This window comes from Psychrobacter sp. YGAH215, assembly GCF_007280595.1.
GTDB classification, from domain to species: Bacteria; Pseudomonadota; Gammaproteobacteria; order Pseudomonadales; family Moraxellaceae; genus Psychrobacter; species Psychrobacter faecalis.
On sequence record NZ_VKLR01000007.1, the window covers coordinates 13,966 to 30,060 of the forward strand.

The following is a 16,095-nucleotide window of genomic DNA, read 5'->3' on the forward strand; positions in this document are numbered from 1 at the left end:
AATATAAACGTCTAAAAAGCGCCTATTATATCATTATTGCTGGCTTTATTTAACAAGCAGCGCTGGGCGATGATATTTGTCTGTATCTGGGCATGACGACGATAAATCAACTGCTCCAAGGCTTTAAAATAAATGCCAGTGTTATTTGTCTAACTTATCAGCGCTGGTTTACTAGCAGATGTTTAAGCTATCAGATTTTATTGAACGCTACTTAAAGTCATTTATCGTCATTAATTAATCGCCTAAATATTGTTAGTATTTGAGTAACATAGGCGCTATTGTTTATCGCTTTCATCTGCTCTTATAATGGTAATGACGAATACTTATTTAAAATAAAGAAAATAAAATCCTCCTGTTAGAATGCAAGTGGACTAATGGGAAAATATTGCTCGCTAGATTTTTTGGGTCATCCTTTAGATTGCAACCTATGTATAATGATCAATCTCGCCTCCGCGCCTTATTGCAAGCTACTATTGAGCGCCTATGCCAGCGTTATAAGCTAACCTTGTCGTTGGCCATTTGTCTATGCCTAGGATTACCCGCCCACGCCAAGTATGTCAGCCCGGCGTTGACCGCTCCCATATTAAACACTGATTTGGTCAATTCGCCTACAACTTCACCAGCCAAGAAAAGCGATATCATTGGTCATACGGCTCATGAAATACCTTCTCAACTACCGTCTACTGAGCAGTCTCAGCTAGCAGTAAATAGCGCTGATGCAAACAATCAAGCACTTACAAACCAAACACAATCAGAGCTTGGTGAGCCAAGTTTATACGCGCTGTTGGATGCCGAGTTTGCCGCAGATCGCGATGATAATAAGCGCGCGCTAACTATTTATAAGCAGCAATCTTTTAAACAAGATGCAACTGCGGTATTTGAGCGCGCCCTAAGCTTGTCTTTACGTAATGAAAGCGTTGAGGATTCATTGCGCTTTGCCAAAACTTGGCAAGACCAAAACCCCGACCACGTGCCCGCTTGGTTCTATGTGGCGCATTTGGCCCTGCGCGCGCACGACTATGAACTGGCGGGCGCCACTCTAAATCGCATTTTAAGCTATGACCCGCGAGCCGATCTGAGCGAAATCCTGATTGGCATTTATCCCAATACTGATGAAGACAAACGCGAGTTACTTGCCGCTTTGCAACCTATCGATAGCGAGCAAAACGCTTCGCTTTCGGTATTAAAGGCTGGTTTACTGTATCAATTTGATGAGCCTGAGGTTGCTATTGTCCATATCGATCGTGCCCTTGCGCGCCAGCCAGATTATGTGCCTTTTATCACTTTAAAAGCCGACATCTTACGCAAGACCAAGCCATCAGCAGCCGTGCTTGATTATATTAACCAAGCGCGCCTACGTAACCCTGATAGCAAGAGCTTATACTTATATGAGATTCGTTATTTACTCGATTTGCGGCAAAGCGAGCAGGCTTGGCAGCTATTACTTGATGCACACGGGCGCTTTGCTGATGATGACGAAGTCACTTTGCTCGCCGCGCTGGTGAGCTTGGACATTGAAGAATACGCCAGTGCCGATCAGCTGCTGAATATCTTGGCTAAAAATCCGGCTTATCTTGACCAAGCCTATTACTACCTTGGCATCAGTGCCGAGCGCCAACAGCGCTTTGAGCAAGCAAAATACTATCTCAATGGCGTGATGCAAGAGGACTTGGTGTTAGAAGCGCGGCGAAAAGTGGTGTCGTTTGAGCTGCTAAATGACGACGTCGATGGTGCCATTGCCACTTTAGAGAAGCTGCGTAAAGACTTTAGCATCTTCGCGCCTGACAGCTTTGTCATGCAAGCGGATATCTTATGGCAGCAAAATGAGCCCGAGGAGGCGCTACGGTTATTAACGCGCGCCAGCCGCAAATATCCTAATAACGAGATGCTGCTATTTGCCCGCGCGCAGCTGCTTGACGACAAAGACAACTATATCGTTAAGCGCACTTTATTGAACCATTTGCAAACGCTCGATCCAACCAACCTTGCTTATCAGCTTAGCTATGCGCAGTTATTGCTCGCCAATGAACGCAGCTCCAAGCAAGGTTTGGCGCTAGCAACAGCTATCATTCAAATCCGTTATGATGACCCGCGCTATGACAATGAGCTGCATTTGCAAGCGTTAAACGTACTCGCCGCCAATGCTTTAGCGAACGAAGATTATCAACAAGTCATCGATTATCTACAAACCCCGTACGACGTTTTTCCAACCCTGCGTTCTGGCACGCTACTGCTGCGCGCTTATCAAGGGCTAGGCGATAATGAAAAAGTTGAGGCGTTGCTTGCTGAGTTACAAGAGCGTTTTTCATTTGGACAGCGCAACGTCAATGACCGTATACAGCTTTATTAAAGTGCTTTTTGCTCAAAGCTTACTAGGGCGTGTTGAACATTCGACCATGGCACTGACAGCGACTATTTTTTAGGCGATTCGATGTTAAAAATAATAAGTTTAGTCATTCTAAGCGCTTATTTTTAACGATGAAGCGGCAAAAAAGAGTCCTGTCCCTGCGGCCTGATGCTAAAATTGCCCCATATTGCGTTACAAATCTCGCTAAGGCATCTGCATTATCGTCGCTTTGTGCCTTGTCTGGAAAAATTTTAGCGATCAGCAGTGCCTATTTGCGAATGTTCAACACGCCCTAACCGTTCGCTATTTTTTTTGCCATCAATTTGTCGCCAATGTTCAACACGCCCTAAATACTAATAATCAAATACGATTAAAAATAAAAACGTTTGCGATAAAAACTACAAGCCAGTTATAAGAAATGAACAGCCATGCATCAGCGCGTAACAAATCATGCTTAAGCTAAGCGTTTATTGTTTCATTTAATCTTTTAACAAATCTATTACTTTTAAAACTTGTTGCTTTTAAAACTTGTCTATTTTTGAGGATATATCATGTCAGTATTAAAAAAAAATCAGCCGAATAAACTGGCGCTATTTAGCGCTTTAACCGCCGCGCTCGTTATCACATCTGGTTGCCAATCATTAAAAACCGCTAATGCTACCAACCAGCCTATCGGCACGGTACAAGGTCAGAAACCTGAACAACCTAAAAAGCTTGAGAACTTTAATATCACGGGCAAAATCGGCGTTACCACACCTAGTAAGGACAATTCAGGAAACCAAGGCGGCAGTGCGTTTTATGCATGGGGACAACAAAATGACCGTTTTGCTATCGAATTGATTGGTGCGCTTGGCATTGGCAAAACCAATATCGAATATAATGGTCAGTCGGCGACTTTAGTCAGTGAAAAAACCGGTACTTTAACCGCTGATGACCCTGAAACCTTGCTCAAAAAAGCCACAGGCTGGCAAGCGCCGATTTCACAAATGCCGTATTGGATATCGGGTCGCCCAGCGCCTTCAGACAGCGCGCCACAGCTTGATGACCAAAATCGTTTGATTAGCTCGGTAAATGGTGAATGGCAAGCGAACTTTACTTATAAAGGCAACGATAAACTGCCAAATAAAATCAGTGCCGTACAGTCACAAGGCAATAAAGTAGTGATGACTATCGATCATCAAAAATAATGGCCTTATGTAGACAGTAGAAAACACTATCTTTACTTACAACTCATAAAGACATTTATTTATGACTGAACGCACCACCGCAACATCAGTTATCACGCGCTTGTCACCGGCCAAGATTAATTTATTTTTGCATATCACTGGTAAGCGCGCTGATGGCTATCATAATCTGCAAACCGTCTTTCGCCTGCTTGACTGGGGCGATTATCTGCATTTTACGTTTGTAGACGATGCAGTATTTTCTATTATAGATAAAACCTTCGACGCTACTAAGCTTTGTCATCAGTTGCTAACGCTCGCTGGTGCCGACACCATAACCAGCAGTATCGATGACAATCTGATTTTTAAAGCTGCCCGTGCATTATTGGCATTTGCCATTCACGCAAACAGACTACCTCAGCAGCTGGCGCCAGTACAAATTACCTTAGATAAACACCTACCAATGGGTGCAGGCTTGGGCGGTGGCTCTTCCAATGCCGCAACGACATTATTAGTCTTAAATGAGATCTGGCAGCTCAACTTTAATCAACATGAGCTGATAAAAATTGGCGCAAGCATTGGCGCCGATGTGCCGATATTTATCTTTGGGCAAGATGCCATTGCCATGGGTATTGGCGAGGAGCTGTCCGCCATTGATTTGCCCGAGCAGCAATATTTAGTCTTAACCCCAAACGCCCATGTGAACACGGCTAAGCTGTTCGCGCATCCAAAGCTACAACGAGATATCGACGCCCTATCCATTGACATCATCAAAAGCCAGACCAGTGACTATGTGCAACATTTAAACTTGCCTTATAACAATGTCTTTACGCCAGTGGTGACGAGTCTCGCTCCGGCTGTCGATGCAGCGTTACAGTATTTGCAAGGCTTAGAATCACAGGCACTCGGTACAGCTCGTATGACCGGCTCTGGTAGCGCCGTGTTCTTGCCATTGGATTTAAGTGTTATTGACGATAAGGCGCTGTTGGCAAAATGGATTGCGGATGCGCCTTGTGCAGGGTATCTCGTTGGCAGTTTGTAAGATGGACGTGCCCTACTCAAACTCTCAAATAAGTTGGTATTAATATGAACCATTCATATCTAAATAAGAGTCTAATAACCGCCACCGTTTTTATTTGCTTATCATCGAATTTGACTGCGTGTTCATTACTATCTAAATCTCACGATGAATCTCATGCTAATCGCTTATCCGATAAAATAACTTTGCCACAACAACTAGACATAAAAGTAAAAGACAACTCTCAAAATATAGAGGTTTCTCAGCAAGATTCCAAAGTCAGCTCGCCTACTGAACTATTCACTTATGCCGCGACTCTTTCAATGCGAGAGATAAATTTTGTTTTCAAAGGTAAATACGTTATCAAAAATAACTGCTTATACTTTGTAAAAAATAACAATGAGTATCTTAGTCCTATTTTTTATCCCGATAGAGCGATTCTTTTTGAGAATGAACAAGCCATTTCTCTAAATGGAACCAAAGTTAAGCTCGGTGAGGAGGTTGTCACTAGCGGTATAATTAAAGAGCGTATAGGTAGTTACTATTTACGAAAAGGTGATATTGTCATCGAAGACCCAGAGAATACAGCTTGTTTGACGGAACCTGCAATATTTATGAGTGGTAGAGTGGTCAATCCTCTCGTACAAAAGTAACTCGCACAGCATTAGCTTACGATTGACAGGCTTAATAAAAAGACCTCTATTCACTACAATAGTAGCGATGCAACTCAGGCTAATTCACTTAGTTTCGAATAAAAGCCATAAAAAGGCGCAAATGACTTGCAAAATCTAAATATTTATTTATAATAGGTCGCCTCAATAGGGGTATAGCCAAGTTGGTAAGGCATCAGGTTTTGATCCTGACATCCGTTGGTTCGAGTCCAGCTACCCCTGCCATTTTTAAGTGTAAAGCGTTCGATATGTCGTCATTATAAGCCGTTTTTAAATAAACGCTTATTTTATTGACATTGACAACGTTATCCCAGTTTCGGTATAGTTTGCAATGAACACCGTTAGGGAAAAGTTATGATGTAGACGGTTTATCTGTTTATACAATAACGAACAGGTCGTGACGCTATTCTAAGCATAATTTACTATAAATTATACCTAGATATCGACGTACACAGCCTAGATATTACAGGGGTATAGCCAAGTTGGTAAGGCATCAGGTTTTGATCCTGACATCCGTTGGTTCGAGTCCAGCTACCCCTGCCATTTTTTACTGTAATAGTAGTCATCAATAGTTTTCCATACTCTTTTCTAAATTTGAGCAGTTTGATACTGCTTAGCGGTCGCTGCTTGAGTTAATCAATAGGACTTCTGTCATGCCTTATTTGGCGATTTTTACGGGTAATGCCCACCCAGAATTAGCAAAAACCGTAGCCGATCATCTCCATATACCTCTTGGTAAAGCTGACATCACGCGTTTTTCTGATGGCGAAATTGCCGTGGAAATCAAAGAACACGTTCGCGGTAAAGACGTGTTTATCATGCAGCCTACTTGTGCACCGACCAACGACAATTTGATGGAAATCATGATGATGGCCGATGCCTTGCGTCGTTCTAGTGCGGGCCGTATCACTGCTGTCATGCCCTACTTTGGTTATGCGCGTCAAGACCGTCGTCCGCGTTCAGCACGTGTGCCTATTTCGGCCAAAGTCGTCGCTGACATGCTAAACATCGTCAGTATCGATCGCGTCATGACTGTTGATTTGCACTCAGATCAGATTCAGGGTTTCTTTGATATCCCAGTTGATAACATCTACGGTACGCCTGTCTTATTGAACGATCTTAAAAAACAAGATTATGACAACATCATGGTAGTGTCACCTGACGTTGGTGGTGTGGTACGTGCGCGCGCGATGGCGAAGCAGTTGGGCGATACCGACATGGCGATTATTGATAAACGCCGTGCCCGTGCCAATGAATCACAAGTGATGCACATCATTGGTGATGTCCGTGACCGTGACTGCGTCATCGTTGATGATATGGTTGATACCGCAGGTACGTTATGCAAAGCCGCTGAAGCCTTAAAGCAAAATGGCGCACGCCGCGTACTCGCTTATATTACTCACCCTGTCCTATCGGGTAATGCGCTAAAAAACATCAGCGAATCGGAATTGGATGAGATTGTGGTAACTGATACCATTCCATTGTCTGACGCGGCTAAAGCCTGTAGCAAAATCCGTCAAGTAAGTATCGCACCGATGCTTGCTGAAAGCTTACGCCGTATCAATAACGAAGAATCTATCAGCGCTATGTTTGATGCCTAGTTAATGCTTAAGATTTTCTTTCGCTAAAAAATATATTACTAAAAAACGCTAAGTTTAATGACTTGGCGTTTTTTTATGTAAGATGGTCGCGCACCATTTTCTCTAGGTCTTTATTATTGTTAAAGAATCACGTATAATGCGCGCCTGTATTCATCATTCGTTAACCCCTATTATTTTTAGGTATTTTATACTTAGCGACATGATTGATACTTTCTAAAGTATTGATTATCCGGTGATAGACTGGTCGCAAGTCTGTTATTGCTGGTAGATACTTCACATACTCTCTATAGGATTATATCCATGGCTATTGATCATTTTGCAATCAACGCAGTTGACCGCTCTGCTGAACAACAAGGTAAAGGTGCGAGCCGCCGCCTACGTAAGCAGAACCTAGTTCCTGCTATCATTTACGGTGGTGGTGAAGAACCAACTGCTATTTCTATCAAAATCAACGAGCTCGTAAAATCGCTTGAATATGAAGCGTTTTTCTCACAAATTTTGACCATCACTACCGATAAAGGTGATGAGCAACAAGTGGTTATCAAAGACTTGCAGCGCCATCCTGCTAAAGGTTTCCCAATGCATGCAGATTTTCAGCGCATTGTGAAAGGTCAAAAAATCAACATGCACGTACCGCTACATTTTGCTGGTCGTGAAGAAGCGCCAGGTACGAAAGCGGGCGGTATCTTATCTACGCTAGTATCTGATGTTGAAATCGTTTGCCTACCATCACAATTACCTGAATACTTAGAAATCGACGTATCAGGCATGGAAATTGGTGATCTATTCCGTCTATCAGACATCAAACTGCCTGAAGGCGTAATCATCTTTGATCTTGACATGGAAGATGCGCACGACCGTACCGTTGTGAACATGCAGCCACCAACAGTTGAAGAAGTTGACGAAGACGCTGACGAAGTTGATGCAGCTGACGTACCTGCTACTGAGCAAGGTGCTGAGCCTGAAGACAAAGACGCTGAATAATAATCTTTATAACGCTTATATAGCAGCCTTATGGTTGCTCGGTTATAAAAGATTGGTTTAGTCAAAAAATAGCAGGTGATGAATGTCTCCTGCTGTTTTTGTAACTGAGGTTTGAAAAGAAGGTTTAAAAAGTAGGATAAGCACGATCAGTTCATCTTACTTTTCAAACCTTATCTCTTATTTATTAAATTTAAGCAGGGTGTTTTTATGGCCATAAAGCTTATTGTCGGTCTTGGTAATCCTGGTCAGCAGTATATGTTTACGCGTCATAATGCCGGGTTTTGGTTCGTCCATCATTTGGCGCAGCAGTTTAATATTGCCCTCGCCCCTGACAAAAAATTCCACGGGGTGACGGGACGCGGGCAAATTCATGGTCACGATGTGCGCCTGCTTATGCCTCTGACCTTTATGAATAAATCTGGTCAATCGGTGGTGCCGATGGTCAATTTTTATGGTATTAACAATAATGAGCTGCTGATTGCCCATGATGAGCTCGATATACCCGCTGGCAGTATCAAGCTCAAAACCAACGGCGGACACGGCGGGCATAACGGTCTGCGTGATATCACCCCGCACATTGGCAACGACTTTCATCGCCTGCGTATCGGAATCGGTCATCCGGGTCACAAATCTAAAGTCAGCGGTCACGTATTATCGAAAGCGGCGCCTGATGAGCAAATGGCTATCGATAGCGCGTTAAGTGCTGCTTTTGACGCCTTACCGTTATTATTAGATGGTGATATTGAAAAAGCACGCTCGCAGATTAATGGCTTTAAATTACCAGAATAATCTGCCGTTGATGGCAAACATTTAAGTCATTTAAATCGCCAAAGCGTAAATTTAGCCGTGACTTTTAGGCAAATAACTTTTATTCTACTTACCCTGTCCCCATTAAGCTTTTGATTTGGTTCATTTATATCAGTTACCCTAAGGAAGCAACCTATGCTACTTAATATGCTCAAGTGCAAATTACATCGCGCCCGTGTTACCCATGCTGAACTGCACTACGAAGGCTCATGCGGTATCGATGGTGACCTACTAGACCTCGCTGGTCTGCGTGAAAACGAATCTATCGATATCTACAATGTCACCAATGGCAAGCGTTTTCGCACCTATGCGATTCGCGCTGAAGCGGGCTCTGGCATTATCTCGTTAAACGGTGCCGCCGCGCATATGGCAGACCTGGGCGATATCGTCATCATTTGTGCTTATGCCCATTTTGATGAAGTAGAAGCCGCTACCTATCAGCCAAAACTGGTGTATTGCAACGAAGACAATACCGTGAAAGACACTGCCAATATCATTCCGGTACAAGTGGCTTAATTATCCATGACTGCTATTTAAGTGATCAATAAAAAAGCTGAATCTAATTAAGATTCAGCTTTTTTTATGCTATTTATTTATCCTGCTTACGGTTTCTAATCACCCGCCATAGCCCTTCATTTTCTGTTTTCGGCATTTTTAAAGTGATGGTATTTGATAGCATGTCTTGTATTGCCAAACCGCGACGATTAAACAGACAAAAGGCATAGTTGAAAACAAAGCCCAAAAAAGCACTGGTCAATAAGATAGCGCGTGAACCACCGATGACACTACCGATGAGTCCAAATATCAGCGGCATCAGGCTCGCCGCCAAGATACGTTTGAACGACTGCCCCCACGTAAGCAGGTGACCATCATTATTGACCGTTTTTAAGCGCCACGTTTGCATACCTAGTGTTTGCCCACCGCGGCGCCAAAATAGCCCGTAGAAGCCCACCAGCGTCAGGATAAACGAAGGGGTCATAATAAAGTTTTGATACCATGTCGGTAGCGATCTGGCTTGCTGTGACTGCGTGCCCGTCTCCATCGTCAATAGCGTACCAATTACTGTCAGCACCGTACCAACCAAAAACAGTAGTGCCAAAATCAACATACCATCATAAAGGATGGCCGCCATACGCGTGCCTGGCTTGGCAATCACTGCCTCTTCGGCAACGGAGTCTTGATGCGCTGAGTTGTTGCGTGGCGATTTTGCTTTAGTAGCAGCTTTTGGTGATGATTTTGACATGATACCAGCCCATAACAAGCGAAAAATAGAGCGCTCATTGTACCGTAATTCAGGCACTTAGCGTACCTTATGATAAGACAAGACTTTTGCTATAAAGACAGGAGATTTGAATTTAGGAAAAAATAACAAGGTAAGATTGTACTGCTATAAAAACGACAGACATAAAAAAATCGCCAAATTGTCATAAGACAGGCGATTAATTTAGTTTTAGCTTAATAGTTAAATAAACAAATAAGCTAGTATGCAAATGGTGCGCTTGGAGAGATTCGAACTCCCGACCCCTTAGTTCGTAGCCAAGTGCTCTATCCAACTGAGCTACAAGCGCGTACTTTGCACATTATCTACTGAATTATTCAAAAATAATTGCAGTAAATTAGGTTGGTTATTATATAGATAATCTCGCTTGTGTCAACTCATTTTTTAATTAAATTCAAATTATTTTTGAATGTTAAACTAAAAAATTATTAACGCTATTTTTGCGTCATTACTCTTTATAACAACTGAATAAATGGCGGTGAAGGAGGGATTCGAACCCTCGATACGCTTACACGTATGGTTCCTTAGCAGGGAACTGGTTTCAGCCACTCACCCACTTCACCGGACGATTTAAGACGCTTATCAAAATATTTTTATAAAAACCATTTCTCTAAACACAGTATCGATGCTAATGATACGTCTTATGCCGTGGGCGAGTATTATAACAAAGCCGAAACGAATTGCAAGCCTTGTCTACAGATTTAATGCCGCTTTTGTCATAATTATTAATTTAAATGGTTTTATCATTCTCTAGTCATAAGGAATATCTTATTTAGCGGTGAATATCCGAGTTTTTAGACTTTATTACTTATAATCAAAATATCCCAAAATCGCTACGGGATTGCTGATATCAATTTTTCGTGGCCTCTGTCTGCGCAGGCACAGCAAGCAAGAAAAATTGATATCAGCAGATATATTGATATTACTTTCCACTGATTATATTTAACAAAATCTGCTGGCTATGGCTTTTTGGTCAATGGATAGCTATAGTATTTATCATTCATTATAGGATAAATAAAAGGAAGGGTTATGCGACCGGTAGTACTGTGTTTTTCAGGATTGGATCCGTCAGGTGGTGCTGGGTTACAAGCGGATATCGAGGCAGTCGGTCAAGCAGGTGCCCATGCCGCTATCGCTTGTACGGCGATCACCATTCAAAACTCGCAGCAAGTATTTGGTTTTGAGGCTTGTGCGGCCGACTTGGTAGCAGCGCAGGCGACTACCGTGCTCGATGATTTGCCTGTGCGCGTGGTTAAGTCAGGTATGCTTGGCAACACTGACAATATCGCCATGCTGACGCGTTTATTTGCCGAGCAGGTTATCGCAGCTGAGACGCCATTTGTCCTCGACCCGGTATTGGTTGCCAATAGTGGCGGCAGCTTGGGCGATGAGCAAACCTTGGTAACGGCGTTTAGAAAACTACTGCCCTATGCGACGTTAATCACCCCAAATACGCATGAGCTACGCGCCTTAAGCGGCGAGCAAGATTTGCATATCGGTGCGCAAAAACTATGCGCCCAAGGCACCCAAGCGGTATTGGTCAAAACTTCACACGACTTTGATAGCGGTGATATCGAGCAATATTTATATATCAAAGGCGAGATGGTGTATAAAAGCGTTTTACCGCGCCTAAAAGGCGAATTTCACGGTTCTGGCTGCTCGTTAGCGAGCTTTATCGCTGGACGTTTGGCGATGGGTGACGCGCTTATCGAGGCAGTAAAGGCGGCGGATCATTGGATTACCCAAACGCTGCGTGCCGCTGATGCGCCGCACCCTAATAATGCCAACGCTCAATTGATACCCAATCGCTTTGTAGAATTTTAGAACAATCTATAGATGGTAAATAAAGAAAGGCGCTCTATAAAATATAGAGCGCCTTTTGTATCTTTTATAGAATCGCTAGTTTTTTAAATTTTATTAAGCCAGCCTAACCCAACATCGGCATAAAGCTTGATGCTAAGCCACCGATAAAGATTTCCAGCAGATAAAAGGCAAAGAAAGCAATCATTGGCGATAAATCAATCATGCCCAAGTTCGGCGTAATACGACGAAACGGCGCTAAAATTGGCTCAGCCAACATAATAATAATACCAATAATCGGATGCTGAGACTGGGTAAACACCACAATCCAGCTGACAATGATAGAACCGATGACCAGATAGCGGCACATGCGTAAAAAGTCTAATATCAAGCTGATAGTACCAGTAAAAAATAGCGGCACAGGCGCGATACCTTTATGGGTCAATGCCGCCTTGCCAGAGATATCAATCAGGCGAATTAAAAACATCAAGACAATGGCAGCAATACTGATACGACCTTGGCCGACGGTGGGGAAAATACGCCCAAATACATCAACGATATGGGTGGCTCTATAAGCAGGCGCAATCATAGGGTTGCTGGCATCCATGCCTGCAAACTGCAGCATAAAACGGATAAATACCAACATCATGGCGAAGGTGGTGATCAAATCAAAAATTTGCAATAACAGGTTGTTCATGAAGTCTACTCAAGGTGACATTATTAACGGGATTTAGGATGACGAATGTCATTATCAGGCATTTTTATGACTTTAAGTTTTTTATGACTTTAAGTTCTTATAATTATTAATAAGGCATCTCATCAACCGCGACATGCCCTATCAATAGCGTACTAGCTATTCAGTACTATTTACTCATCTCTTCGCTTAGCGCTTGGCTACGATCGGCGCAAGCTTGCATGGCTTCAACGATTTGACGGCTGATGTCATTGGCCTGCATGGACTCGATAGCTGCTTGGGTGGTACCATTTGGTGAAGTGACTTTACGGCGTAGCTCGCTTGGTGCATCTTCACTACGCAGCGCCATTTTCGCCGCGCCAAGCATGGTTTGCATCGCTAGCGCTGAAGCTTGCTCTTTATCCAATCCTAACGCGACTCCGCCATCGACCATCGCTTCGATAAAGTAAAACATATAAGCGGGCGCTGAGCCTGATACGGCGGTGACCGCATGCATGTGCTCTTCATTATCGACCCACATGACCAGACCTGACGCTTCCATTACCGCAGTTGCCAATTGCTTTTGTTCGGCAGAAATATTATCCGTACCGTACAGACCAGTCGCACCCATTTGAATCATCGCTGGCGTATTTGGCATCGCACGAACGATATTGCTATAGCCGCCGAGCATATTTGATAACAGCGCAGTCGATAACCCTGCTGCCACTGAAATCACCAGCTGCTTATCTAAAGCATCAGCAAAACCACTGACCACCGCTTTCATGACTTGCGGCTTTACCGCTAGTACCACGATGTCAGCACCGATAACCGCCGCTTTTGCATCGGCCGTTGGATCAACCGTATTCAATCCTTTAGCAGCCAATTGCTCGCGCGCATCACTGCTCGGATCAGCAACGGTAATCAGGCTCGGTTTGACGCCGCAGCTGATAAGTCCACTAATCAAAGCCTGCGCCATATTACCGCCACCGATAAAGCTGATTTTTTTATTATCTAATACTGACATACGTGTCTCCTATTCAAAAAATGCAAAGGCACTCAAACTAACATAATGATAGGTAAAATGACACTCAGTTTACCATACTGTACTGGCGTCGTTTGATAAATTCAAATGCTTAGTCAAGAGCTTGCAGCTTAAATAAACTCTAAATCGGACACCACATATCATCATTTAGAATGTTTCAATAATATTTAAATGGCTTTCGATAATCTCGGCTATCTGATTTATGTCAGCATTCATACTCGAGTATTCAGTCTTTAACATCCAACTTTTAAAAGGCGATATTAATAAAATAGGCAGTTCTATCAAGTGCTCACTTTCTAAAAGCTCATTTTTACTACTTTCTTTATTCATAAAAGTAACGCTCACTACTATCAAACTCTCACGCAGCCATGATGGAATAGCCAAGTATTGATAGAGCTTTTTGCCCGCTTGCGGACGCGACGCCATTACCGTTTGCACACGCTGATTGCGACCTAATGGCGCAAAGGTAATCTTAAACTTATCTTTATCGCTTTCTACGTTATAGCTTTCTAATAGCTGCGTTACTTCATTTGGCGCAATCTGAGTTTGCCAAGTAAATTGACCATCTTTGCGTAAAGTAATTGAAATAGGCTTACTGTCAGCAGCAGTGAGACTGCATAAGACCTGCATCTGCTTAGTAAGCGGCAACTCTAACCATTTGAGCCAATCACTGCTGAGACGGTAAAGCTGTTGACGATAACGGCGAACAGTATACGACTGCTTGCGACCTTGCCAAAATAGCACCGTTTGATGGTCATTATCATCACGTTGGCTTAGGCTTAACACATCATCGACGAGCTGTTTGGCGGGCGGTAAAGGCTCATCTTGACCAAGCCAATGATGCAATAATTGTCGCTGACGATAAATCGGTAGTTTTTGCAATTTATCTATATTTAGCACGCGCTGGGCAGGCGGCAGCTGTAATGAGGCAACCTCTGTGTGCTGCAAATCCTCGCTTGCTTGGGCATTGATTATTAATTGCGCGTCACTTAATAACTGCGCGCTACGAGCAATATTATCAATAACGTTGGAGTTATAGCTCGCCAATATCGGCATGATGTCTCGACGTAGGCCGCTACGCACATTATCACCAGCATCGTTGGTTGGATCGTCGATATATGGCAGCTTTAAACGCTGAGTATAGGCGCTGATAGTGGCGCGTTTGATAGTCAGCCACGGTCGCCATAATACTATGCGATGTGTGCCCTGCGTTTGAATGCGCCACGGCTGCATACCAGACAAACCATTCACCCCAGCGCCTTGAATCAGACGCATTAAAACCGTTTCCGCTTGGTCATCGGCATGATGAGCTAATAATAAAACGTCATCTTGATTAAGTTGCCTTCGCATCGCATCATAACGAGCTTGCCGTGCGGCTTGTTCATCTCGACCATTGAGCTGCGCCTGTAAAATTCGACAGGGTATATTTTGCGCCTTCGCCCAATTAGCAACGTGCTGCGCCCAAGCGCCACTAGCCGCTTGCAGATGATGATTGACATGCAGTAATTGCGGCAAAAATGGCAGTTTACCGTGGCGATAAAGCTGCACACATAGCGCTGCTAATGCCAACGAATCTCGCCCCCCGCTACACGCCAGCCAAACTCGCCGACCATGTAGTTGCTCGCCATATTCAGCTAGACTTTTTAACAATGCCTCTGCTAGAACAGCATCGATAGGCAGCTCTGCAATTGGTTCAATGGGGTGTGGAAGGATGGCGCTACTGGTCATAATCTTTCTTATTTACTGAGTGGTTTTATTTACGTATCAATCAATTAAAACATAAACAAGTCGGCACAAAAAAAACGCGCCATAAAATGACACGTTTTTATTTTAACATTAAGCGCAAAGCGATGTCGTTAAAAGCTAAGTCTAAGTAACTTAGCAATATACTTTCATATAAATGCTTAGCAAGGCAACATCACTTCTGAGTTAAAAGACTTCAATTTCTCATAACGCAGCTCACAGCGCTCATGCGCATCCATATCTTTAAGCTCATCTAATTGCTCAACAATTAATGCTTTTAGCGCCGTCATGACTGGCTGCGGCTGAAGATGAGCACCCTCGCCTTCATCGATAACTGCGTCAATTAGGCCCATTTGATAAAGGTTAATGGCATTCAGTTTTAATGCTTCACTGGCATCTTGGGCTTTTTCAGCCGCTTTCCACAGGATAGACGCACAGCCTTCTGGAGAGATGACTGAGTAAATACTGTTTTGCAGCATATTTACTTTGTCGCCAACGCCAATTGCCAATGCGCCACCTGAGCCGCCTTCACCAATAATAGTGACGATAACAGGTACTTTAAGGCTAGAGAACACAGCGATACTTTCGGCGATGGCTTGCGCTTGCCCGCGCTCTTCAGCACCAATGCCGGGGTAGGCACCTTGGGTATCGACAAAGGTCATCACCGGAATGTTAAAACGCTCAGCCATTTTGACCAAACGAATGACTTTGCGATAGCCTTCAGGGTTTGCCATGCCAAAATTATGAGCGATACGCTCACGCGTGCTACGACCACGATGCTGACCAACCACCATCACAGGCTGACCATCTAGACGCGCAAGACCGCCAAGAATAGCCTTGTCATCAGCATAAGCACGGTCGCCATGCAACTCATCAAATTCGGTAAACAGCTGATTGACATAGTCCATAAATAATGGACGTTTGGCATGCCGTGCAAGCTGAACGCTATCCCAGACGGTACTCATAG

At 43.7% G+C, this 16,095-nt stretch carries 14 protein-coding genes and 4 tRNA genes; 11 read left to right on the forward strand and 7 right to left on the reverse strand.

Features of this window, described 5'->3' with window-relative positions:
• Positions 1-427: 427 nt before the first annotated feature.
• From FOR85_RS03630 to panD, 10 genes are all read left to right on the forward strand, one after another.
• Complete coding sequence (locus FOR85_RS03630) at positions 428-2,350, forward strand: tetratricopeptide repeat protein (RefSeq protein ID WP_144296764.1); 1,923 nt, start codon at positions 428-430, stop codon at positions 2,348-2,350.
• A 548-nt stretch (positions 2,351-2,898) separates the two neighbouring features.
• Positions 2,899-3,534 (forward strand): lipoprotein insertase outer membrane protein LolB, encoded by a 636-nt coding sequence (gene lolB / locus FOR85_RS03635; RefSeq protein ID WP_144296765.1) that lies wholly within the window; start codon positions 2,899-2,901, stop codon positions 3,532-3,534.
• A 61-nt stretch (positions 3,535-3,595) separates the two neighbouring features.
• Positions 3,596-4,552, forward strand: a complete 957-nt coding sequence (ispE, locus tag FOR85_RS03640) for a 4-(cytidine 5'-diphospho)-2-C-methyl-D-erythritol kinase (protein WP_144296766.1) — start codon at positions 3,596-3,598, stop codon at positions 4,550-4,552.
• A gap of 44 nt (positions 4,553-4,596) precedes the next feature.
• A complete protein-coding gene (locus tag FOR85_RS03645) occupies positions 4,597-5,181 on the forward strand; it encodes a hypothetical protein (protein ID WP_144296767.1) in 585 nt (194 codons plus the stop codon).
• A gap of 167 nt (positions 5,182-5,348) precedes the next feature.
• Positions 5,349-5,424 (forward strand) — tRNA-Gln (locus FOR85_RS03650).
• Between the two features lie 242 nt (positions 5,425-5,666).
• Positions 5,667-5,742 (forward strand) — tRNA-Gln (locus tag FOR85_RS03655).
• Positions 5,743-5,852: 110 nt separating this feature from the next.
• A complete protein-coding gene (locus FOR85_RS03660) occupies positions 5,853-6,800 on the forward strand; it encodes a ribose-phosphate pyrophosphokinase (protein WP_068404706.1) in 948 nt (315 codons plus the stop codon).
• Positions 6,801-7,100: 300 nt separating this feature from the next.
• Positions 7,101-7,784: a 50S ribosomal protein L25/general stress protein Ctc gene (locus FOR85_RS03665; RefSeq protein ID WP_068404709.1), complete on the forward strand. Its 684-nt coding sequence runs from the start codon at positions 7,101-7,103 to the stop codon at positions 7,782-7,784.
• A 207-nt stretch (positions 7,785-7,991) separates the two neighbouring features.
• Entirely contained in the window at positions 7,992-8,573 is a 582-nt protein-coding gene (gene pth / locus FOR85_RS03670; RefSeq protein WP_144296768.1) for an aminoacyl-tRNA hydrolase, read from the forward strand.
• A gap of 153 nt (positions 8,574-8,726) precedes the next feature.
• Entirely contained in the window at positions 8,727-9,107 is a 381-nt protein-coding gene (panD, locus tag FOR85_RS03675) for an aspartate 1-decarboxylase (RefSeq protein WP_045443274.1), read from the forward strand.
• Between the two features lie 73 nt (positions 9,108-9,180).
• On the opposite strand, the gene FOR85_RS03680 is transcribed toward panD, so the two are convergent.
• The 3 genes from FOR85_RS03680 to FOR85_RS03690 all read right to left on the reverse strand — a co-directional run bounded on the left by FOR85_RS03680 (position 9,181) and on the right by FOR85_RS03690 (position 10,433).
• Positions 9,181-9,834 (reverse strand): RDD family protein, encoded by a 654-nt coding sequence (locus FOR85_RS03680; protein WP_068405779.1) that lies wholly within the window; start codon positions 9,832-9,834, stop codon positions 9,181-9,183.
• Positions 9,835-10,082: 248 nt separating this feature from the next.
• Positions 10,083-10,159, reverse strand: a tRNA-Arg gene (locus FOR85_RS03685).
• Positions 10,160-10,343: 184 nt separating this feature from the next.
• Positions 10,344-10,433, reverse strand: a tRNA-Ser gene (locus tag FOR85_RS03690).
• A gap of 466 nt (positions 10,434-10,899) precedes the next feature.
• Between FOR85_RS03690 and FOR85_RS03695 the strand changes: the two genes are divergently transcribed.
• The gene (locus FOR85_RS03695; protein WP_144296769.1) at positions 10,900-11,694 is read left to right on the forward strand and encodes a hydroxymethylpyrimidine/phosphomethylpyrimidine kinase; all 795 of its coding nucleotides are present in this window, start codon (positions 10,900-10,902) and stop codon (positions 11,692-11,694) included.
• A 103-nt stretch (positions 11,695-11,797) separates the two neighbouring features.
• On the opposite strand, the gene FOR85_RS03700 is transcribed toward FOR85_RS03695, so the two are convergent.
• The 4 genes from FOR85_RS03700 to FOR85_RS03715 all read right to left on the reverse strand — a co-directional run bounded on the left by FOR85_RS03700 (position 11,798) and on the right by FOR85_RS03715 (position 16,093).
• Positions 11,798-12,367, reverse strand: coding sequence for a YggT family protein (locus tag FOR85_RS03700; protein ID WP_144296770.1), 570 nt, complete (start codon positions 12,365-12,367; stop codon positions 11,798-11,800).
• A 166-nt stretch (positions 12,368-12,533) separates the two neighbouring features.
• Complete coding sequence (proC, locus tag FOR85_RS03705) at positions 12,534-13,367, reverse strand: pyrroline-5-carboxylate reductase (protein WP_144296771.1); 834 nt, start codon at positions 13,365-13,367, stop codon at positions 12,534-12,536.
• A gap of 165 nt (positions 13,368-13,532) precedes the next feature.
• On the reverse strand, positions 13,533-15,113 hold the full coding sequence (tilS, locus tag FOR85_RS03710; protein ID WP_144296772.1) for a tRNA lysidine(34) synthetase TilS: 1,581 nt from the start codon (positions 15,111-15,113) through the stop codon (positions 13,533-13,535).
• A gap of 176 nt (positions 15,114-15,289) precedes the next feature.
• Positions 15,290-16,093 carry an acetyl-CoA carboxylase carboxyltransferase subunit alpha gene (locus FOR85_RS03715; protein ID WP_144296773.1) on the reverse strand — a complete coding sequence of 268 codons (804 nt, stop codon included), beginning with the start codon at positions 16,091-16,093 and terminating at the stop codon, positions 15,290-15,292.
• Positions 16,094-16,095: the final 2 nt, after the last annotated feature.